This is a genomic window from Streptomyces sp. NPDC001450, assembly GCF_053597295.1.
Genome location: NZ_JBSFHY010000030.1, coordinates 46,697 through 67,847 on the forward strand (window position 1 = coordinate 46,697; position 21,151 = coordinate 67,847).

Below are 21,151 nucleotides of genomic sequence, written 5' to 3' on the forward strand. Positions count from 1 at the left end.
CAGGGTGCGCTCGGAGTGCCGCATGTATTCCTGGATGCCGAAGTGTGGGTCACCGCCGAGCGCACGTAGTCGATCAGCCTCTCGCCAACGTGGTGTAGTCGTACACGGAGTTGAGGACCTCGCCGATCGCCGGCGGTGTCGTCGTGTGCTGCCGGACGCCGTCCTCGGTGGTGATGCGCAGGGTGACGAAGTTCCGTCCCGGGCTGGTGACGATCACCTCGGCGGGCGCGGCCGCCATGTGCGGTGCCGGCGCCTCGTGAAACCGGGGTCAGCGGCCCCGGGCGCGCCGCACCAGCTCGGTCTGGACCTCGGCGACGATGCGTTCGACCGGAAGGGTCGCGTCGACGGTCATCCCCGCCTCGTCGTCCTCGAGTGGTTCCAGGTCCTCGAACTGCGAGGACACCAGAGCGGCGGGCATGAAGTGCGACTTCCTGCTCTCCACACGGGAAGTCGCCGCGTCCCGGTCGATCGTCAGGTGCACGAAGAACGCATCGGGCCGGGCCACGCGCAGCACCTCCCGGTAGATGCGTTTGAGCGCGGAGCAGGTGATCACCAGCCCCTCCTCCGCACCCGCTACCCGCATACGGCCCGCGATGGCGGCCAGCCACGGACTACGGCTGCGGTCGTCGAGAGGGGTGCGGTTCTCCATTGACCGGACATTGCGCCCGGGATGGAAACCGTCCCCTTCCTCGAACGGCACCCGCAGCGACTCGGCCAGGTACCGGCCCACGGTGCTCTTGCCGCATCCGCTGACTCCCATGACGACGACGGGTGCGCGCCGGGCGTGGAACAAGCCGGCCATGGCGTCCTGGAAGCCGGCTCGATGAGCGGGCGGCAGGCCGTTGGTGTTGAACTGGTCCAGTCCCGCCCGCAGTCGGTCGCGCACGCCGGGATCGTGCAGTCGTCCGCTGCGGATCTCTGCGAGGAGCGCCTCAGCGAAGGCCTCCGCGGCCGTGGCCAGCCCCTGGTCGATGGCGTAGGCCAGCCCCATGTGCAGCCACATGGCGATCGGCTCCGGCCGGGTGGGATACCTCTGGACGGTGTCGGCGCCGACGACAGCCCGCGTCGGCGTGATCACCGCCTCCTGGTGAGCGCCGGCCCAGTCCCTGTCGATGCGGTGGTTCAGCGCCATGACGACCGGATAGGAGAGGCGCGCGAACAGCTCGTTGCGCGAGCCGGCGAGGAGGGTCCGGTGGAAGGCCGCGTCCACGTCCCTGAAGCGCTGCCGGATCGCCGCTCCCTCCCGTGGCTGCGCGAAGTCCGGGTCCTCGCTCAGGGCGAGCAGGGTGCGGGCGTGGCTGGTGAGGTCGTGGCAGATCTCCGCGGACCGGCTGAGGGCGGCCAGCCTGGCCGCGCGGGGCTCGATCACCTCGCGCAACTCGGTCAGTGACCGCATCTGGCTGTCGGGGGCCACCTCCAGACGCCACGCGATCACGTCCGGGTCCAGCAGGTCCCACCGTTCCAGCGCCTGGACGGTGGCTCCGATCCGCGGCTGCAGATTCACCAGGCCCTTCTGGTGCAGCGTCTGCAGGGCCTCGCGGGCCATGGGCCGGGTGACCTCGAACTCCTGGGTGACGGCATCCACGGTGAGGTGGTGGTCGCGGGGCTTGCCGCCTTCCACGATCTGGCAGCCCAGTCGCTCCACCACCCTCGCGGTGGAGCCCCGTGACGCGTCCTCGGATCCTTCGGGCAGGTCGACTTCGGGACCAGTCATGGCGGAGATGCTAAATCAGAGCGGCCTACTGGTCAGCCGTCCGAACGCCGCCTGAAGGAGCGCGGAATGCCCTTGGGGCGCACGCCGGAGCACCCCGCATGCCACTGCCACCCCCGTGCGACTCCGGGGCCGATTGATGAGGCATCAGAAGCCTTCTCTGACCTAGATCACATGAGTACCGTGGTCACCCATTCGAAAGGTTTCGGTATCGCCGACGCGCGGCAGCTGACGCAGGGCTGCCTCGTCCCCGTTCAAGACGCAGCCGCAGGAGAGCCGTATGCCCGAACCGACCTCGCCCACGCCTCCGCCGGAGCGGTTGTCACTGCGCTGGGCGCTCATCCTCTTGGCCGCGGTGGTGGCGGGACTGCTGGCAGGCCTGCTGACGTACGCCCAGTCCCGCAATTGGCCGGCCTCGATCCTGGCGGCGCTCGGCGCGAGCGGCGCGGCCCTGGTGAGTCTTCCCCTGCTGCTGTGACCCGGAGTGCGCCGCGGGGGCCGGCGGGCGGACGGCATGGCTCCCGGTGTCAGGCGGGAATGCGTACTGTCTCCACCCAGCTCGGCGGCTGTGGTGCGGCGGAGCCGATCAGGGCCGCGACGATGCGGCAGGGTGGGGTCTCGTCGGGCCAGGGCGTGAGTCCGTCGGTGAGGACGACGACGATGCTCGGCCGGTCCGGCGCCCCGAGCGCTGCCTCGATTCCGACGCGCATGTCCGTGCCGCCACCGCCGCCCAGAGTGATCTGCTCGGTGGCCGTCACCCGGGACACGGCCTGCACGTCGGCGTCGCACGCGAGCACCGTCACGCGATTGCCCCGGACACCCACTTCACGCAGGACGCCCGTCACCTCAGCCAGGGCGGCGGCCAGTTCGGCGTCGCCCATCGAACCGGAGGTGTCGATGACGACGGCCACCCGCGGCAGCGGGCGGCGCAGGCTCGGCAGGACGACGCCGCGCAGCGCCGGGGTACGGCGCGAGGGGCGGCGGTAGGTGTAGTCGACGGCTCCGCCGGCCCATGCGGCGGCCTCCCGGACCGCGCCGGACAACGCCCGCCGCCAGTCCACCGTGGGCTCCAGGACCTCCTCGGCCCAGCGCTGCCAGCCCGCGGGCAGGGTGCCACGGGTGCGCTGATGGGCACGCATCGCCTCGGCGGTCTGCCGCCGCAGGGCCTGTGCCTCGACGTCGCCGAGCCGTGCGGGGCCGGCGGACTCGGGGAGTTCCCAGGGCGAGGGCCGGCCGTGGGCGCCCGATCCGCAGTCCGGCGCCTTCACATGCGGCGGCAGCTGATCGACGTACATCTCGAACAACTGGCCCTCGGGGAGGCCGAAGAGGCGGGGTTCCATGCGCCCCTCGGGCAGGCGCAGGCCGTCGGCGAGCAGGTCGTCGTTGATCTCGCAGTCCTGCGCGACGTTGACGCGGTGCCAGTCGCGCTGGGCGGCGGCGGGCAGCCGGTCCGCCCGGCCGTGGTGGTCGCGCAGCAGGTGCGCCGCCTCGTGCACCCAGACGCCCGCGAGTTCGGGTACCGGCGTCGCGTCGACGAAGGCGGGCGACACATAGCAGCGCCAGTGCCGGTCCACCCCCATCGTCCGCACCTCCGTGCTCGGAACGACGGTCAGGGCGTACAACGCCGACGCCAGATACGGCCGGTCGCTCGCCGCCCGGTAACGGGCAGCGAGCAGTTTGGTCATGTCCAGGTCGCGGCGGGAGTCCTCCGTCATCCCGGCACGCCTCACCGGCCGGCGCCGGGCAGCGCCCCGGACATCTGCAGCAGGTCCAGGAACCCGTCGATGCCGGGCGGTACGGGCCAGTCGAGGTGCCGCATCGCCGCGAGGTCGGTGGCGGCCCGGGCGGCCACGTCGGGTACGCCCGCGTCCACGGCCTTCGCCAGCACCGCCCAGCCGGCCTCCCACCGGGGCCGGGTGAGGTCGCTCTGGATGGCGGCGACCACGGCGATCAGGAACGCCAGCTGCCGGTCGCCGCGGTCGGGCAGAGCGAAGGCGTCCGGGTCGGCGAGGACACGGTCGGGGTCGGGCAGATCGAGGTGTTCGAGGTAGGACAGCAGCTCGATGCCCGCGCCGTCCCCGACAGCGCCGGTGAGCGCGGCGGCCAGGGCCTCGCGGCCGACGCCGGCCGCGTACCCGGCGGCGAGCAGCTTGAGTGCCATCTCCCAGGTGCGAGGAGACGGCCAGGACCGGCCGCGGCCCTCGGCGTCGCCGGGGATGTGGTGGACCAGGCCGGGCCGGGCCGTGAGGAAGCCGGAGATCGCGCCACGGGCCCGTGCGACCGCACCGGGCACCCTGGCGGCACCGACGACGGGCACGGTCACCTCCGGCCAGGTGCCGGCCATGCCGCGGGCGACCGTCCGGGGGTCGTGGGTCCATTCGAGGTGGACGAAGCGGTTGGCGAGCGGCGGGCTGAGATGCCAGCCGTCCGCCGCGCTGGACGGCGGGTTGGCGGCGGCGACGATACGCACCGCCTCCGGCAGGACCAGGCTGCCGACCCGTCGTTCGAGCACCACCCGCAGCAGCGCCGCCTGCACGGCCGGCGGCGCGGAGGACAGTTCGTCGAAGAAGAGCAGGCCCTGTCCGGCCCGGGCGAGGCGGACCGCCCAGTCCGGCGGGGCCATCGGCACGCCGGTCACGGCCGGGTCGTCACCGACGATGGGCAGTCCGGCGAAGTCGGAGGGCTCGTGCACGCTGGCGATGACCGTCTCCAGCGGCAGGCCGAGCCCGGCGGCGAGCTGCTCCAGGGCGGCGGACTTGCCGATTCCCGGCTCCCCCCACAGCAGCACGGGCTGATTGGCCGTCACGGCGAGGGCGAGCGCCTCCAGCTGCGGGTTCGCGGCGGGCTCGGTCCGTCGCGCGCGCAGCCTGCGGTTGAGGTCGTCCGCGGCCGCCAGCGGGCCGGACGGCGCGGTGGGGGCGGTACGGTCGGTGCTCAAAAGGCCGGCTCTTCCTCGTCGTCGGGTTCGTCGGCTTCGTTCGAGTAGTACTCGTCCTGATCGTCCATCCATTCGTCCCACCACTCGGCGCCGACGCCTGGGTGCTCCTCCTGTACGCGTTCCCGGAGGAAGGCCAGGTCGGGCCGCTTGTACCGGCGGACGAGCTGGGCGAGCGACAGCTCGGACTGGTCGATCACGTCGAGCCGCGCCCCGGCGGCGACGAGGGCCTCCACCAGCGCCTTCGACCCGAGGTCGTTGACCGCCACGAACAGCGGCGTGCGCTCCCGCCGGTCGCGGGCCTCGAGGTCCAGTCCCTCCGCCAGCAGCCGCGGCAGCAGCGTCTCGTGGTCGAGGAGGTTCAGTACGTGCAGCAAAGTGCGCCCGGAAGCGTCCCGCACGCGGGGATCGACGCCCGCGTCCAGGAGCTCCAGCACGCCAGGGGTGTCACCGTGCTGGGCGCGCAGGAACAGTTCGTGGCGTTGTGCCCGCAGCGCCTTCGGCAGGCGGCCTTCTCCAGAGGTCCACGTCTGCTCCACGGCGAAGCATCCGGCGACGGCACCGCCGAAGGCGCGCATGGCACGCTCGCGCTGCTGTTCCTCGTCGCTGTGCGGCATGCGCAGCAGGCCGCCGGGCCGGAAGGCCACCTCGTGCCATTCCCCGCGGCACCTGACCCGCACGGGTGCGGGTGCCGGCGACCGCGGCGGGCCGACCGGGCCTTGCGGGACCTGGAGAGCGGGGAACAGCGCCTCGCGGACGAGGGGATGCAGTTGCTCCGCCGCGACGCCCCCGACGCTCATCAGGTCGAGGTCGGGGAGCCTGCGCCACAGGGCCTCGGCGAGGATCGGCTCGCCCTTCACGTCGTCCCGGTCGACGGCTCGCGCCAGCAGCCCGCCGGCGTCGGTGGGCTCCAGCAGGATGTAGGTCCGCCAGTGCGCGGCGATGAGGAAGCGGTCGCCGACGCCCTCGGCCGTGAGCCGACGGATCTCCGGCTCCAGTCGCGTGTGGTTGAGCGCGAGCCCGCCCAGGAGCCGCTCCGGATCCGCCTGGTACCAGCCGGACTTCTGCGGGGGTGTCAGGTCCAGCTCGATGCCGGCGGCGGCGAAGGCGGCCTGTGTCCCGCCCTTCTGGTGCAGCAGCGTGGCCCACTCGGCCCGCGCCGCCGGGTCGCGGTCGGCTGGATCGGCCGTAGGCAGTTCGTCCGTGCCGCGCGGGGTGGCGTCTGCGTGGAAGAACGGCGGTCTGTCCGTGCCGCCGCCGCACCGTTCACGCAGCTCGGCGGCGTGCCGTGCGTCCCACAGGTGCCGCGCGTACCGCCAGTCCTGCGTGGTCCGTCCGAAGGCGCCTGCGGCCTGCTCGTCCGTGACCGTACCGAACCGCAGGGCGATCCGCTGCGGTCCGTCGATCATCGCAGGAGTGGTGATGTGCAGGTACGGCGTGGTCCGCCGGCCCTCGTCCGTTGCCTTCGGGCGGTAGCGCGCGAGAACGACCGTCGTGTCCGTGGCGAGCGTGGTGCGCCCGCCGAGCACGCGCGGCAGGTGCCAGCGCAGCAGGTCGGGGGCGAAGTGGCGGAGGTCGTCCTCGAGGGCCGCGGCTGCGTCGTCGCCGCAGTGGTCGGCGACGTCGGACAGGTCGAAGGTGACGTCGACGTTCGCCGCCGCGCAGGCACCCCGCCAGTCACCGGCCAGCCGGTGTTCGGTCGCGCGCTCGATCATCCAGCGGGGCACCGCGTACCGGCGGATCCTGCGCCGGCTCGCCGCCTCGTCCGGGGGGAAACAACGGAGTTCGCCACGAGAGCTCAACGGTAGACACTCCCTATCGCGCGCAGGTCGGGATGCGCCCTGGCGACGGGCCGCAGACGCCGGGTGAAGGACCGCTTCACCTTGCGGGGCAGGCCGGGCCCCAGACCGACGTACTCCAAGGGCGAGTTGTCGGGCACCGCCGCCAGCAGCGTCTTCGCGCCCCGGCCGGTCAGGCCGGTGTGGCACAGCTCCAGCCGGCGCAGCGGGCTGCCCGGCAGGGCGGCGGCCAGCGCGTGGGCGCCTTCGTCACCGGTGGTGTTGGCGGGGGCGCCGAGGCTGCGTTCCGACGGTGGCCGGCCCAGGTCGAGTGCCTCGATCCCTTCGAGGGAGTCGGCGAGGGCGCGGGCACCGACGGGGCCGATCCCGTTGCCGCCCAGGCCGAGGCGCACCGGACGTGCGGGGTCGGCCGCGGCGGCGAGCATCGCGGCGCCTTCGTCTCCGAGGTGGTTGGCGGGGAGGTACAGCTCGCGCACACCCGCCTCACGGATCAGCGCCGCGAGCAGCGGGGCCGCGTCGGCGGTCAGGCCGTTGCCGCCGAGGAAGAGGCGTTCCACGGGGCTGGGCCGGTTGGTGAGCGCGTCGAACAGGGCCCGCAGACCGTTGGTGGTCAGACCGGTGTTGACCAGGTCGAGGGTGCGCAGCGTGGTGTTGCGGCGGAGCATCGCGGCGAGCACGCGGGCGCCTTCGTCGCCCACCGGGTTGCGCTTGAGCCACAGGGCGCGGACGGTGCCGTCCGTCGTCAGCGCCTCGGCGAGCGCGGTGACGCCCTCGGGGCCGATGCGGTTGCAGCCGAGGTAGAGCGTGTGCAGGCCGTGGCCGTCGACCAGCGCGTCGGCGACCGTGCGGGCTCCCTCGTTCCCGATGGCGTTGGTGCCGAGCAGGACATGCCCGGCGTGCGGGGAGGCGGCAGCCACGGGCATCAGCCGGGCGGCGCCGACCGCTCCGAGGCCCTGCTTGCACAGGTCGATACGCCCGTCCGCGCGCACCGTGCCGAGCGGGAAGGTCTCGTCGGCCTCGACCGGCTGCGCAGACCGCAGTCGGGCGAGCAACGGATCCAGCGCGGCGGGATCACTGATCGGGATGTCGGGGTGCTCGATCGCGGGGCAGCGTACGGGTGTCGGCTGCGTCATCACCACTCCACCGGTCCATCGCCGGTGCCCGGCTCGCCGAGGGCGGCATCGCCCTCCGCCCGCCCAGGACGAACCGACGCCAATCGACTTTCCTCCACGACAAGGGCGGCAAGGCTGGTCGGATTCGAACCGACGTCCTCCAGCTTGATGCTTGGGCGCGACGACCTCTGCGCTACAGCCTTGCCGCGGAGATCATAGCGGCTATCGCCTTTGCGTTCGAACCCAGTTGGTCTCGGCGCCACAACCAGCCTGCGCCTGGCGGCTACTGCGGGCGCTCACCTCGGCAGGCGGCGCTCGTGCACCGCCTCCGCATACACCTGCGCCGTCGCCGCGGCAGCCGTGTCCCAGCCGAAGGACCGGGCGTGCCGGGCCGCGGCGGCGCCCATGCGGGCGGAGAGCGCCGGGTCGTCGGCGAAGCGGTACAACGCCCGTGCGTAGTCCGCCGGTTCGTGCCCCGGTACGAGAACGCCGCTCACACCGTTTCGCACCGCCACCGGCAGACCGCCGACCTCGGCGGCGATCACCGGTGTGCCGCAGGCCTGTGCCTCGACGGCGACCAGCCCGAAGGACTCGCTGTGGGACGGCATGACGAGAACGGACGCCGCGCGATACCAGTCGGCCAGCTGCTCCTGACCGACCGGCGGCCGGAACAGCACGACGTCGCAGATGCCGAGCCGGGCCGCCAGCTTCTGCAGCCCTTCCGGCTCGGACAGACCGCTGCCGCTCGGCCCGCCCACGATCGGTACCAGGATCCGTTCACGCAGCCACGGCCGCTCCTCCAGGAGCCGGGCCACCGAGCGCAGCAGGACGTCCGGCGCCTTCAGCGGCTGTATACGGCCGGCGAAGAGCGGAATGAGAGCGTTCCGCGGCAGACCGAGGCGGGTGCGGGCCGCGGCCCGGCCGGCCGCGACACCGCAGGTGTCGGGCCTGAACCGCTCCAGGTTGACTCCGGGGTGGACGACGGCGACCCGGCCGGTGTCGGCGTCGTAGTGGCACACGAGGTCCTCCGCCTCCGTCTCGGTGTTGGCTATCAACCGGTCGGCGGCCCGTACGACCTGTGTCTCGCCGATCACACGGCTCGCGGGCTCCGGGGTGTCGCCCTCGGCGAGGGAGGCGTTCTTCACCTTGGCCATGGTGTGCATGGCGTGCACCAGTGGGACGCCCCAGCGCTCGGCGACCTGACGGCCGACGTGGCCGGAGAGCCAGTAGTGCGAGTGGAGCAGGTCGTAGTGACCGGGGCGGTGGCCGACCCAGGTCTGCGTCACACCGCGGGCGAAGGCGCGCAGCTGGGCCCGGAGGTCCTCCTTGGCCAGGCCCTCGTAGGGGCCCGCGTGCACATGTCGTACCAGGACTCCGGGCGCGAGTTCGACGCTCGGCGGGAGCGCGGCGGAGGTGGCCCGCGTGAAGATCTCCACCTCGATGCCGAGGGCGGCAAGGCGTACGGCGAGTTCGACGATGTAGACGTTCATCCCGCCGGCGTCGCCGGTGCCCGGCTGGTGCAGCGGTGAGGTGTGCACACTGAGCATGGCGACGCGGCGGGGGCGGCTGTGCCGGCTCACTTCGCGAACGCTCCTTCCGGCTGCGGCGCCCTGGCCGCGGCCCCGGCCGGCAGGGCGAGACGCTGCTCGCCGGCGTAGACGTTCATGGAGCCGCCGCGCAGGAAGCCGATGAGGGTGAGTCCGGTTTCCGCCGCGAGATCCACCGCCAGGGAGGACGGTGCCGAGACCGCCGCCAGCATCGGGATGCCCGCCATGACCGCCTTCTGCGCCAGCTCGAAGGACGCCCGCCCGGACACCAGCAGGATCCTTCGGGACAGGGGCAGTTCGCCGGACCGGAGTGCGCGGCCGATGAGCTTGTCGACGGCGTTGTGCCGGCCGACGTCCTCCCGGAGATCCAGCAGTTCGCCCTCGGGCGAGAAGAGCCCGGCCGCGTGCAGGCCGCCGGTCCGGTCGAACACCCGTTGCGCGGACCGTAGTCGGTCGGGCAGTGCGGCCAGCGATGCGGGGGCGACTCTGAGCGGTGGCCGGTCTCGGATCGGCCACGCGGCGGTGGTCCGCACCGCCTCCAGACTCGCCTTCCCGCACAGCCCGCAGGAGGAGGTGGTGTAGACGTTCCGCTCGAGCGTGATGTCGGGCAGGGGCACACCGGGAGCGAGCCGGACGTCGACGATGTTGTACGTGTTCGAACCTCCCTCACCCGTCGCACCCGCGCAGTAGACGATGTTCGCCACGTCCTCGGCCCGGCGGACGACGCCCTCGCTCACCAGGAACCCGGCGGCCAGCGCGAAGTCGTCACCGGGCGTGCGCATGGTGATCGCCAGTGGCCTGCCGCCCAGCCGGATCTCCAGCGGCTCCTCGGCCACCAGTGTGTCCGGCCGCGCGCTCACCGCTCCGTCCCGGATGCGCAGCACGCGCCGTCGCTCGGTGACCCGTCCCATGGCCTCACTCCCGCCTCAGCACTCGATGACGTTGACGGCGAGGCCGCCACGCGCGGTCTCCTTGTACTTGATCTTCATGTCGGCGCCGGTCTCCTTCATGGTCTTGATGACCTTGTCGAGGGAGACGTGGTGCCGGCCGTCGCCGCGCAGGGCCATCCGAGCGGCGGTCACGGCCTTGACCGCGGCCATGCCGTTGCGCTCGATGCAGGGAATCTGTACCAGGCCGCCGACCGGGTCGCAGGTCAGGCCGAGGTTGTGTTCCATGCCGATCTCGGCGGCGTTCTCCACCTGTGCCGGGCTGCCGCCCAGCACCTCGGCCAGACCGCCCGCCGCCATGGAGCAGGCCGAGCCGACCTCGCCCTGGCAGCCGACCTCGGCGCCGGAGATGGAGGCGTTCTCCTTGAAGAGCATGCCGATGGCGCCCGCCGCGAGCAGGAATCGGACGACGCCCTCCTCGTCGGCGCCGGGAACGAATTCGAGGCAGTAGTGCAGGACGGCGGGGATGATGCCCGCTGCGCCGTTCGTCGGCGCGGTCACGACCCGGCCGCCCGCGGCGTTCTCCTCGTTCACCGCCATCGCGTAGAGGGTCACCCACTCCATCGCCCGGCTCGCCGGGTCGCCCTCGCTGCGCAGCGCGCGGGCCGCCGCCGCGGCCCGGCGGCGGACCTTCAGGCCACCGGGGAGGATGCCCTCGCGGGACAGGCCACGGGCGACGCAGGCCCGCATGACCCGCCAGATCTCCAGCAGTCCCGCGCGGATCTCCTCCTCCGTGCGCCAGGCCTTCTCGTTCTCCAGCATCAGCGACGAGATCGACAGGCCCGTCTCCTTCGTCAGGCGGAGCAACTCGTCGCCGGTGCGGAAGGGGTGGGGCAGCACCGTGTCGTCGAGCTTGATCCGGTCCGCGCCGACGGCGTCGTCGTCGACCACGAAGCCGCCGCCGACCGAGTAGTACGTCTTCTCCAGCAGCGGCAGGCCGTCGGCGTCGTGGGCGAACAGGGTCATGCCGTTGGCGTGGTACGGCAGTGACCGCCGGCGGTGCAGGACCAGGTGGGTCGAGACGTCGAAGCCGATCTCGTGGGCCGTACCGATCTCCGCGCCGAGGAGGCGGATGCGCCGCGTGGCGCGGACCCGCTCGACGTCCAGCTCGGCCTGGGCGACGTCGACGGTGTGCGGCTCGTTGCCCTCCAGCCCGAGCAGTACGGCCTTGGGGGTCCCGTGGCCGTGGCCGGTGGCCCCGAGGGAACCGAACAACTCCGCCCGCACCGCGGCGGTCTGGGCGAGCAGGCCGTCCTTCTTCAGCCGGGCGGCGAACATCCCGGCGGCCCGCATCGGGCCGACGGTGTGCGAACTGGACGGGCCGATGCCGATGGAGAACAGGTCGAAGACGCTGATTGCCACGCCATACTCCGTGGGAGGGGCGGGGCATGCCCGGCATGTCCCGGGCACGCCCCTGCGGGAGGGTTGTCGGTCACCGGCCGGGGTGGTGGGACGGGCGGCTCATGCGACGGTTGCCGCGGTGGCCGGGACGAGAGTGCGGCGCAGCCGGTTGAACAGCTTCGGCTGGTTGAGGGAGAGCACGGCGACGGCGGAGCCCTCGCGCCGGTACACGGCCGTGAAGGAGCGGCTGTCGAGGTCGCCCTCGACGACCTCGGGCACGGCGCCGGCGGCGACGTGCCCGGCGAGCTGGATGCGCACCTGGTACTGGTCGGACCAGAAGTACGGCGCGGTGCGCGGGGCGGGGGCCGGCACCCCGGAGAGCAGCGTGCGGGCGGCGGTCTTCGCCTGTTCGGTGGCGTTGGTCCAGTGCTCGACACGGGCATGCCGTCCGGTGAACGGATGCGGGCAGCGGGCGACGTCGCCGACGGCGACCACGCCTGGGACAGTGGTCGAACAGCCGGCGTCGCACACCACGCCGTCGTCGACGTGTACGCCGGAGCCGGCGAGCCAGTCGGTGGCGGGGCGTACCCCCACCCCGACCACGACGATGTCGGCGGGCAGCACCCGCCCGTCGGCCAGTCGTACTCCGGTGACCCGGCCGTTGCCGGTGAAGCCCGCCACGCCGGTGCCGCACAGCAGACCGACCCCGTGATCGCTGTGGAGCGAGGAGCACACCAGCCCCATCTCGCGGCCCAGTTGGCGCTCCAACGGCACGTCGAGCGCCTCGACGACGGTGACATGGAGCCCGAGCCGGTGGGCGGTGGACGCCACCTCGGCGCCGATGAAACCGGCCCCGATGACGACGACCCGGGGCAGGCCGTTCAGCAACTCCGTGCGCAGGGACCGGGCATCGTCCAGGGTCCGCAGGGTGTGGACGCCGGCCAGTCCCTCCATGCCGGGGAGCCTGCGGGGGGCGGCGCCCGTCGCGATGACCACTCCGTCGGTGCACAGCCGCCGTCCTCCGGCCAGGGTGACGGAGCGGTCCGCCGGGTCCAGCCGTACCGCGCGCTCGCCGAGCAGCCACCGCACCTGCAGCTCCGCGTACTCGTCCGCGTCGCCCAGCGCGAGCGCGTCGGCGTCGAGGTCGCCCTTGAGGAACTCCTTGGACAACGGAGGCCGGTCGTAGGGGGTGTGGCGCTCCTCCCCGACCACGACGATCTCGCCTTCGTAGCCCTCCGCGCGCAGCGCGCGCACCGTGCTGAGGCCGGCCAGCGACGCTCCGACGACGGTGATGCTCCTCATGCCGGCCCTCCGGATACAGAACACTGTCTCGAATAACACAACATCTATCGCTATACGCAACATGCTTTCCGTTGCGCCGATCGGCTGTCAAGAGATGTGCGGACATTTGTCTTCCATGGCGAACCGGATATCACTATGCGCAACACAGTGGCGGGCACGGAAAGCGCCCGTCCACCCGCCGGAGGGGCCGAACGGCGGGTGGACGGGCAGTACTGGTGGCGGCTTGATCAGCGGACGGGGCGTACGTCGAGCTTGTCCTGCAGCCAGGTGTGGAAGGCGCCGATGTGGTGCTCGCTGGGCACCAGGACGCCGCCCTTGGTGTAGGCCCGCGAGCTCATCCCGGGCTGGGTGCGCTCACAGGCGTCGAAGTCCTGCTGGTTGACGCGGTGGAAGAGTTCCACGGAACGGTCCACGTCCTTGCCGCTCTCCACCACGTGCGGCAGGTAGAGCCAGTCGCACTCCACCACCGTGCGGTCGTGCGCCAGCGGGTACATCCGGTGGAAGATCACGTGGTCGGGCACGAGGTTGATGAAGACCTGCGGCTTGACGGTGATGGCGTAGTACCGGCGGTCCTGGCCCTCCGCGACCCCGGGAATGCGGTCCAGGCCCTCGGAGCCGTCGACGGTGAAGCCCTTGACCTCCTCCCCGAACTCCGCGCCGTGGCCCACGTAGTACTGCGCCGCGTAACCGTCGGCGAACTCCGGCAGGACCTCGGTGAGTTCGGGGTGGATGGTGGCGCAGTGGTAGCACTCCATGAAGTTCTCGATGATCAGCTTCCAGTTGGCCTCCACGTCGTAGGTGATGCGCCGGCCCACCTGGAGGCCGTCGATGCCGTAGTTCTCGATCGACTCGGTGTCGCCCAGCCGCTCGACCGCGGCCCCGATCACGTCCGCCTCGAAGGACGGCGGGTTGTCGGCCAGGCACACCCACACATAGCCCAGCCACTCCCGGACGTGGACGTTGACCAGGCCGTACGCGGTCCGGTCGATGTCCGGCATCGAGGTCAGGTTCGGCGCGGCGACCAGCTTGCCGTCGAGGCCGTAGGTCCATGCGTGGTAAGAACACTGGAACGCCCGCTTGACCTCGCCGGAATCCTCGGTGCAGAGCTTGGCACCGCGGTGCCGGCAGATGTTCAGGAACGCCTTGATCGCGCCGTCCCGGGAGCGGGAGACCAGCACGCTCTCCCGCCCGACCTGACAGGTGCGGAACTGGCCGGGCTTGGCCAGTTCCGCGGCACGGGCCACGCAGAACCACATGGCCTCGAAGACGCGCTCCTGCTCCAGAGCGAAGACGGCGGGGTCGGTGTAGTACTCCCCGGAGAGCGTGGAGATCAGGCTCGGGGGCAGATCGGTCGTGGTCATCGGTGTCACCTCGAAAGATGTCAGACGCGGACGCGGCGCGGGGCGAAGAGGGCGATGGGGTGATCGGTGGTGCCGTCCGTGGCCAGGTCGGCGATGATCTCGCCGATCACGGGTACGAACTTGAAGCCGTGGCCGGAGAAGCCGCAGGCCACGGTCACCTGCGGGTGCTCGGGGTGCTGGGCGAGGACGAAGTGCTCGTCGGGGGTGTTGCTGTACATGCAGGCCGCAGCCTTGAGGAAGCGGCCTGGCAGGGCCGGGATACGCGGGCGCAGATACGCGGCCATGGCCTCGATCTCGTCCGGGTGGATCCGCCGGTCCAGGGTGTCCGGGTCGCTGGGGACGCCCTTGCGGAAGAAGGCGACCTTGGCGCCGCCCTCGGAGCCGTCGAGGGACGGGAAGCCGTAGATCTGGGTGCCGTCAGGGTCCTCCCAGATGTAGACGGGGTGCCGGTCGGCGGTGAACGGGCCGGTTCCGCCCTCGGGTTGGAACCAGTACATGACCTGGCGCTCGACCGTCACCTTCACGCCGAGGTCGGGCAGGAGCTTCGACGCCCAGGCCCCGGGGGCGAAGACGAGCCGGTCGGCGGTGTAGGCGCCGCGGTCGGTGACCACCCATGCCTTGTCGCCCGGGCCGTCGGCCTCCCAGCCGAGGACCACTTCCGCGAAGCGCAGATCGGCGCCGTGGGCGCTGGCCAGATCGAGGTGCGCGGTGACGGTCGCCTCCGGCCGGGCGATGCCGGCCCTGCGCTCGTAGAAGGCGACATCCTCGGCGGCCGGGTTGAAGGTGGGGAAGCGGCGCCGGATGTCGGCCGCGCCGAGGACCTCGTGGTCCAGGCCCCACTGCCGGGCACTGTGCAGGGTGCCGGCGAAGGCCGTGCTGTCCGCGCGGCCGATCATGAGGCCGCCGGTCTCGGTGAAGACCTCGCGCCCGGAGTCGACGGCCAGCTTCTCCCACAGTTCGTGGGCGCGGAGCAGCAACGGTACGTAGGCCGGATCCTCGAAGTAGGCCTGGCGGTAGATGCGGGAACCGCCGTGGCTGGAGCCGAGGTTGTGGGCCGGGCCGAAGCGTTCCAGGCCGAGCACCCGCTGACCGCGGGCGGCGAGGTGGTAGGCGGCCGCGCTGCCCATCCCGCCCAGGCCGACGACGATCACGTCGTACGAAGGGGCCATGTGTCCATCTCCTGGGAATCGTGCTGACGATGCGTGGGTCCGTCCCCGGGGCGGTTCAGCGCCGGATGCGCGACATCTCGGGGTCGACCAGCGGCTCGGCGGCGGTGACGGCCACGCCGACTCCACCTCGTCCAGGGCGGTCGCCTCGCTGACGAAGCCCTTCAGGTCGAAGCGGCCTTGCAGGTACAGGTCGATCAGGGCGGGAAAGTCGCGGGAGGGCAGGCAGTCGCCGTACCAGGAGGACTTCAGCGCCCCACCGCGGCCGAAGACGTCCGACGGGGGCAGCCTTGCGACAGGACCGGCACTTGCCGCAGACGGCCCGCCAGTTGAGTACGACGAAGTCGCCGGGCGCGACGTCCGTGACGCCCTCGCCGACCGCCTCGACCACGCCTGCCGCCTCATGGCCCAGCAGGAACGGGAACTCGCCGCTGATCCCGCCCTCCCGACAGTGCAGGTCGGTGTGGCAGACGCCGCAGGCCTGCACCCGCACCTCGCCCGGACCGGGGTCCGGCACCCGGACGGTCTCCGCCGTCACCGGGGCTCCCTTCTTCCGGGCGACTACGGCGCGTACCTCGTGTGCCACTTGGTTCCTCCTCGCTGAGGGGATGTTCGGGACGGCGGGGCGTCGACCGCTCCCCCGGAGTGATCGGCGGAGGCAGAATGCTTGTTGCGCATTACGCACTAATCATCGCTATAAGCAACAGGCAAACTGTCTGCTCCCGCAGCGGCGGCTGTCAAGGGGTTGCCCGCGCGTCGTGCGTGCGCGCCAGGAGCGTTCGCCGCCACCCTCCCGCAGACTGTCGCGAAGCCCCGCGTCAGCCACCCCTGAGCCCGCCGCAACACCCACAACCGTTGCGCATCGCGCAGCGCAATGCCCCAAGAAGAACACCACCTCTTGACCAGGCAGCCACCCTGCCTGGACCATGTTGCGTATCACCCAAATAGTTGCGCATAGCGCACCAAGGGAGGATGTCCATGTCTCCTCGACCGCAGTCCGGCCGCGAGTTCGTCCTCACCCTCTCGTGCCCTGACCGGGCCGGTCTCGTCCACGCCGTGACCAGCTTCCTGGTGAGCCACTCGGGCAACATCCTGGAGAGTCAGCAGTTCGACGACCGGCTCCAGGACCGCTTCTTCATGCGGGTGCACTTCGACGTCTCGGGTCCCGCCTCGCTGGAGGACCTGCGTACCGGTTTCGGTCCGGTCGCCGAGGCGTACCGGATCACCTGGCGGCTGCACGACGCGTCCACCCCGACCCGCACGCTGATCATGGTGTCGAAGTTCGGCCACTGCCTGAACGACCTGCTCTTTCGCAGGTCCACGGGCGCGCTCAACATCGAGATCCCGGCGATCGTCTCCAACCACCGCGACTTCGAGCCGCTGGCGCGGAACTACGGCATCCCCTTCCACCACATCCCGGTGACGCCCGACACCAAGGCGGAGGCCGAGGCCCGGCTGCTCCGGCTCGTCGACGAGCTCGACATCGATCTGGTGGTGCTCGCCCGGTACATGCAGATCCTCTCCGACGACCTGTGCAAGCAGCTCGAGGGCCGGGCCATCAACATCCACCACTCGTTCCTGCCGAGCTTCAAGGGGGCCAGGCCGTACGTCCAGGCCCACCAGCGCGGCGTCAAGCTCGTCGGGGCCACGGCGCACTACGTCACGCCCGACCTCGACGAAGGCCCGATCATCGAACAGGACGTCGTCCGCGTGACCCACTCGCACGCCCCGGACGAGCTGGTCACCCTGGGCCGCGACGTCGAGGCCCAGGTGCTCGCCCGCGCCGTGCAGTGGCACAGCGAGTCCCGGGTGCTGGTCAACGGCCACTGCACGGTCGTCTTCCGCTGACGCGCCGGCCGCCCGCGCCGTTGCTCCGCCGCATCCACGGGACGCGGGGACTCCACTGCGTATAGTTGCGCCATGAGCAACTACACGGCAGATGGAGAAACGGCCGGCCCCGGAGTGAACGGGGTGCAGTCCGTCGACCGTGCCGTCAGTGTCATGGAGATCCTCGCCCAGCGCGGCGAAGCGGGCGTCAGCGAGGTCGCCGCCGAGCTCGACGTCCACAAGTCGACCGCGTTCCGGCTGCTCGGGGCGCTCGAGGCGCGCGGTCTGGTCGAGCAGGCGGCCGAGCGGGGCAAGTACCGGCTGGGCTTCGGGATCGTGCGTCTCGCCGGTGCCGTCACCGGCCGCCTCGACCTCACCCAGCAGGGCCGGCCGGTGTGCGAGCGGCTGATAGACGAGGTCGGCGAGACGGTCAACATCGCCGTCCTGCAGGAGCACTACGCGGTCAACCTCTACCAGGTGCGGGGCCCGGGCGCGGTCGGCTCGCACAACTGGGTCGGGCAGCTCACCCCGGTGCACGCCACGTCCAGCGGCAAGATACTGCTGGCCCATCTGCCGGCGAAGGAGCGCGCCCGTGTGCTCGCCGCCTCCGGGCTGCAGAAGCTGACGCCGCACACCCTGACCGCCAGGACGAAGCTCGAAAAGAACCTCGACGAGGCGCGCGAGCGCGGATACGCCGTGACGCTGGAGGAGTTGGAGATCGGTCTGCACGCGATGGCGGCCCCGATCCGCTCCCGGGACGGCGAGGTCATCGCCGCCATCAGCGCATCGGGGCCGGCCTACCGCTTCACCGAGGAGCGCATCCACGAACTCGCACCCGCGCTGCTCAAGGGCGCGCAGGAGATCAGCCACCGGATGGGCTACCTGGGCTGAGCCCCCTCCCGGCCCGCGGCGGGCGTGACACGGCGTTCCAGGCGTACGACGACGCTCTTGGACGTCGGTGTGTTGGAGGTGTCGGCCACCGAGTCGAGCGGGACGAGGACGTTGGCCTCGGGGAAGTAGGCCGCACAGCAGCCACGGGGCGTGTCGTACGCGACGGCGCGGAACGCCTGCGCCCGCCGGTCCGGGCTGTCCGGCCACTCGCTCACCAGGTCCACCTGCTCGCCGTCCTCGATCCCACGCTCCGCGAGGTCGTCGGGGTGGACGAAGACCACCCGTCGTCCGTGGTGGATACCGCGATAGCGGTCGTCGAGGCCGTAGATCGTGGTGTTGTACTGGTCGTGGCTGCGCAGGGTCTGCAGCAGCAGGCGGCCCGGCGGTACCCGCAGCACCTCCACGGGGTTGACCGTGAAGTTGGCCCTGCCCGTGCGCGTCGGGAAGCGCCGTTCGTCGCGGGGGGCGTGCGGCAGGGTGAAGCCGCCGGGGCGCCGTACCCGCGTGTTGAAGCCGGTGAATCCGGGCACGACCCGGGCGATGCTGTCGCGGACGACGTCGTAGTCGGCCTCGAAGACCGCCCACGGCACGTCGCCGTCCTGACCGAAGAGGCTCTGGGCCAGCCGGCAGACGATGGCAGGCTCGGAGAGCAGGTGCGGCGACGCGGGCGGCAGTCCGCCCCGGGAGGCGTGCACCATCCCCATCGAGTCCTCGACGGTGACGAACCGGTTCGCGCCGTCCGGCCCCGGGTCGCGTTCGGTACGGCCGAGCGTGGGCAGGATGAGGGCCTCGCGGCCGCAGACGGCGTGGGAACGGTTCAGCTTGGTGGAGACCTGGACGGTGAGCCGGCAGCCGCGCAGGGCGCGCTCGGTGGCGGCCGTGTCCGGGGCGGCGGAGACGAAGTTGCCTCCCATGGCGAAGAACACCTTCACCTCACCGGTGCCCATCGCACGGATCGCCTCCACCGCGTCGAGACCGTGGTGGCGGGGCGGCTCGAAGCCGAACTCGTCGCGCAGCGCGTCCAGGAACTCCGGCGCCGGCTTCTCGTAGATGCCCATCGTGCGGTCGCCCTGCACGTTGGAATGGCCGCGCACGGGACACACCCCGGCGCCGGGGCGCCCGATGTTGCCGCGCAGCAGCAGGAAGTTCACCACCTCACGGATGGTGGGCACGGAGTGCTTGTGCTGGGTCAGTCCCATCGCCCAGCACACCACGATCGACCGGGCGGACAGGACGTCGCGGGCGGTGGCGTCGATGGCGTCGAGCGGAAGTCCGGTCGCCTCCGCGACCTCGCCCCAGTCGAGTTTGCGCAGCTGGTCGGTGTAGGCCTCGAAGCCGTCGGTGTGCCCGGCGATGAAGTCGTGGTCGAGGACCGTGCCGGGCGCGGCGTCCTCGGCGTCCAGCAGCAGCCGCGACAGCGCCTGGAAGAGCGCCAGGTCGCCGCCGAGCCTGATCTGCAGGAAGCGGTCCGCCAGGGGCGTGCCGCCGCCTGCGACACCGCGGGCGTTCTGCGGGTTCCTGAAGCGCAGCAGCCCGGCCTCCGGCAGCGGGTTCACGGCGACGACGCGCGCTCCGCGGCGCTTGGCCTGCTCGAGGGCGGACAGCATCCGAGGATGGTTGGTGCCGGGGTTCTGCCCGACGACGAAGATCAGCTCGGCGTCGTACAGGTCCTCGAGGTGGACGCTGCCCTTGCCGATGCCGATGGTCTCGGTGAGCGCCGACCCGCTCGACTCGTGGCACATGTTCGAGCAGTCCGGCAGGTTGTTGGTGCCGAACTGCCGCACGAACAGCTGGTAGAGGTACGCGGCCTCGTTGGAGGTGCGGCCCGAGGTGTAGAAGGCGGCCTCGTCGGCGCTGCGCAGTGTCCTGAGCTCTCGGGAGACGATGTCGAACGCCGTCTCCCAGGTGACCGGGACATAGGTCTCCGAGTCGGCCGGCTTGTACATCGGTTGGGTGAGCCGGCCCTGTTGGCCCAGCCAGTAGTCGCTGCGGCCCGAGAGTTCGCTCACCGGGTGCGCGGCGAAGAAGTCCGGGGTCACCCGGCGGACGGTGGCCTCCTCGGCGACGGCCTTGGCGCCGTTCTCGCAGAACTCGGCCGCGTGCCGGTGGTCCGGCTCGGGCCAGGCGCAGCCGGGGCAGTCGAAGCCGTTCTTCTGGTTGACCTTGAGCAGGGTCAGCGCGGTGCGCCGGACGCCCATCTGGTCGTACCCCATGCGCAGTGCGTGTGTCACCGCGGGGATCCCGGCGGCCCACTGCTTGGGCGCGGTCACCTCGAGGGCGCCCTCGCCGGGTTCCTCGCGCGGGGCCTTGCGTGCCATGGCTGTCTCTCCTCATGGACAGGGCGAACAGTGCCGTCAGCGCGGCTGGGCCCGCGCCGGCGTATCCGCCTCGACACCCCAGCGAGCGGTCACCCGTACCGCGTCGCTCGTCGAGGCCACATCGTGCACACGCAGGCCCCAGACGCCCTGCGCCGCGGCCAGAACGGACACGGCGGTGGTCGCGGCGTCCCGCCGCGGCGCCGGGCGGGGGTGTCCGGTCACCGGATCCGCCAGCAGTCGGCCCAGGAACGACTTGCGTGACGCCCCCAGGAGGACGGGACGGCCCAGTGCGGCCACTTCCCGGAGCCGGCCCAGCAGTTCCCAGTTGTGCTCGGGTTCCTTGGCGAAGCCCAGCCCGGGATCGACGATCAGGCAGCGCGGCGGGATCCCCGCCCGCAGCGCGGCCTCGATCCGCAACCGCAGCTCGTCGACCACGTCCGTGACGACGTCTCCGTAGACGGCGTTGGCCTGCATGGCGGCGGCGTGTCCGCGCCAGTGCATCAGCACGTACGGCGTGTCCGCCCGGGCCATCAGCGGCAGCATCGCGGGGTCGGCGAGGCCGCCCGAGACGTCGTTGACCAGCCGGGCACCGGCGTCGAGCGCGCGGGCGGCGACCTCGGCGCGCATGGTGTCCACGCTGACGGTCCCGCCCGCCGCGACGAGTTCCCGGACGACGGGCAGTACGCGCCGCAGCTCCTCCTCGACCGGCGGGCGTACGGCGCCCGGCCGGGTCGACTCACCGCCGACGTCCACGATGTCGGCGCCCTGTTCGAACAACGCGAGTCCGTGCGCGACGGCCGCTTCCGGGGCGAACGACCGGCCGCCGTCCGAGAACGAGTCCGGGGTCACGTTCACCACGCCCATGACCAGCGTCCGGCCCGGCCGGGGCAGCCC

The 21,151-nt window shown here is 71.8% G+C and carries 17 protein-coding genes and 1 pseudogene; 3 read left to right on the forward strand and 15 right to left on the reverse strand.

Features of this window, described 5'->3' with window-relative positions; translation table 11 throughout:
* Window positions 1–73 precede the first annotated feature (73 nt).
* A complete protein-coding gene (locus tag ACWC5O_RS29080) occupies window positions 74–238 on the reverse strand; it encodes a hypothetical protein (RefSeq protein ID WP_450581611.1) in 165 nt (54 codons plus the stop codon).
* Window positions 239–268: 30 nt separating this feature from the next.
* Complete coding sequence (locus tag ACWC5O_RS29085; protein ID WP_450581470.1) at window positions 269–1,714, reverse strand: gluconokinase, GntK/IdnK-type; 1,446 nt, start codon at window positions 1,712–1,714, stop codon at window positions 269–271.
* 277 nt (window positions 1,715–1,991) lie between these two features.
* Here ACWC5O_RS29085 and ACWC5O_RS29090 point away from each other — a divergent pair, with 277 nt between their 5' ends.
* The gene (locus ACWC5O_RS29090; RefSeq protein ID WP_389177530.1) at window positions 1,992–2,189 is read left to right on the forward strand and encodes a hypothetical protein; all 198 of its coding nucleotides are present in this window, start codon (window positions 1,992–1,994) and stop codon (window positions 2,187–2,189) included.
* 49 nt (window positions 2,190–2,238) lie between these two features.
* On the opposite strand, the gene ACWC5O_RS29095 is transcribed toward ACWC5O_RS29090, so the two are convergent.
* From ACWC5O_RS29095 to ACWC5O_RS29145, 11 genes and pseudogenes are all read right to left on the reverse strand, one after another.
* Complete coding sequence (locus ACWC5O_RS29095) at window positions 2,239–3,426, reverse strand: vWA domain-containing protein (RefSeq protein ID WP_450581472.1); 1,188 nt, start codon at window positions 3,424–3,426, stop codon at window positions 2,239–2,241.
* Window positions 3,427–3,437: 11 nt separating this feature from the next.
* Window positions 3,438–4,649, reverse strand: coding sequence for an AAA family ATPase (locus ACWC5O_RS29100; protein WP_450581474.1), 1,212 nt, complete (start codon window positions 4,647–4,649; stop codon window positions 3,438–3,440).
* Window positions 4,646–6,448 (reverse strand): ankyrin repeat domain-containing protein, encoded by a 1,803-nt coding sequence (locus ACWC5O_RS29105; protein WP_450581476.1) that lies wholly within the window; start codon window positions 6,446–6,448, stop codon window positions 4,646–4,648. The genes ACWC5O_RS29100 and ACWC5O_RS29105 overlap by 4 nt, the downstream gene beginning before the upstream one ends.
* Window positions 6,445–7,578 (reverse strand): gala protein, encoded by a 1,134-nt coding sequence (locus ACWC5O_RS29110; protein ID WP_450581477.1) that lies wholly within the window; start codon window positions 7,576–7,578, stop codon window positions 6,445–6,447. The genes ACWC5O_RS29105 and ACWC5O_RS29110 overlap by 4 nt, the downstream gene beginning before the upstream one ends.
* Window positions 7,579–7,853: 275 nt before the next feature.
* Complete coding sequence (gene mshA, locus ACWC5O_RS29115; protein ID WP_450581603.1) at window positions 7,854–9,104, reverse strand: D-inositol-3-phosphate glycosyltransferase; 1,251 nt, start codon at window positions 9,102–9,104, stop codon at window positions 7,854–7,856.
* 29 nt (window positions 9,105–9,133) lie between these two features.
* Entirely contained in the window at window positions 9,134–10,015 is an 882-nt protein-coding gene (gene fdhD, locus ACWC5O_RS29120) for a formate dehydrogenase accessory sulfurtransferase FdhD (protein WP_450581479.1), read from the reverse strand.
* A gap of 15 nt (window positions 10,016–10,030) precedes the next feature.
* Complete coding sequence (locus ACWC5O_RS29125; RefSeq protein ID WP_450581481.1) at window positions 10,031–11,413, reverse strand: L-serine ammonia-lyase; 1,383 nt, start codon at window positions 11,411–11,413, stop codon at window positions 10,031–10,033.
* A gap of 99 nt (window positions 11,414–11,512) precedes the next feature.
* The gene (locus ACWC5O_RS29130) at window positions 11,513–12,694 is read right to left on the reverse strand and encodes an NAD(P)/FAD-dependent oxidoreductase (RefSeq protein ID WP_450581482.1); all 1,182 of its coding nucleotides are present in this window, start codon (window positions 12,692–12,694) and stop codon (window positions 11,513–11,515) included.
* A 227-nt stretch (window positions 12,695–12,921) separates the two neighbouring features.
* Window positions 12,922–14,055: an aromatic ring-hydroxylating oxygenase subunit alpha gene (locus ACWC5O_RS29135; protein ID WP_450581484.1), complete on the reverse strand. Its 1,134-nt coding sequence runs from the start codon at window positions 14,053–14,055 to the stop codon at window positions 12,922–12,924.
* Between the two features lie 20 nt (window positions 14,056–14,075).
* Complete coding sequence (gene solA, locus ACWC5O_RS29140) at window positions 14,076–15,224, reverse strand: N-methyl-L-tryptophan oxidase (RefSeq protein WP_450581486.1); 1,149 nt, start codon at window positions 15,222–15,224, stop codon at window positions 14,076–14,078.
* A 277-nt stretch (window positions 15,225–15,501) separates the two neighbouring features.
* Window positions 15,502–15,807, reverse strand: a pseudogene (locus ACWC5O_RS29145) (alcohol dehydrogenase catalytic domain-containing protein); the annotation flags it as partial.
* Window positions 15,808–16,199: 392 nt separating this feature from the next.
* Between ACWC5O_RS29145 and purU the strand changes: the two are divergent.
* Both purU and ACWC5O_RS29155 read left to right on the forward strand, forming a co-directional pair.
* On the forward strand, window positions 16,200–17,069 hold the full coding sequence (gene purU / locus ACWC5O_RS29150; protein ID WP_450581488.1) for a formyltetrahydrofolate deformylase: 870 nt from the start codon (window positions 16,200–16,202) through the stop codon (window positions 17,067–17,069).
* A gap of 72 nt (window positions 17,070–17,141) precedes the next feature.
* Complete coding sequence (locus ACWC5O_RS29155) at window positions 17,142–17,939, forward strand: IclR family transcriptional regulator (protein WP_450581490.1); 798 nt, start codon at window positions 17,142–17,144, stop codon at window positions 17,937–17,939.
* On the opposite strand, the gene ACWC5O_RS29160 is transcribed toward ACWC5O_RS29155, so the two are convergent.
* Both ACWC5O_RS29160 and folP read right to left on the reverse strand, forming a co-directional pair.
* Window positions 17,927–20,257 carry an FdhF/YdeP family oxidoreductase gene (locus ACWC5O_RS29160; protein ID WP_450581491.1) on the reverse strand — a complete coding sequence of 777 codons (2,331 nt, stop codon included), beginning with the start codon at window positions 20,255–20,257 and terminating at the stop codon, window positions 17,927–17,929. The genes ACWC5O_RS29155 and ACWC5O_RS29160 overlap by 13 nt on opposite strands.
* Before the next feature lie 36 nt (window positions 20,258–20,293).
* Window positions 20,294–21,121 carry a dihydropteroate synthase gene (folP, locus tag ACWC5O_RS29165; protein WP_450581605.1) on the reverse strand — a complete coding sequence of 276 codons (828 nt, stop codon included), beginning with the start codon at window positions 21,119–21,121 and terminating at the stop codon, window positions 20,294–20,296.
* Window positions 21,122–21,151: the final 30 nt, after the last annotated feature.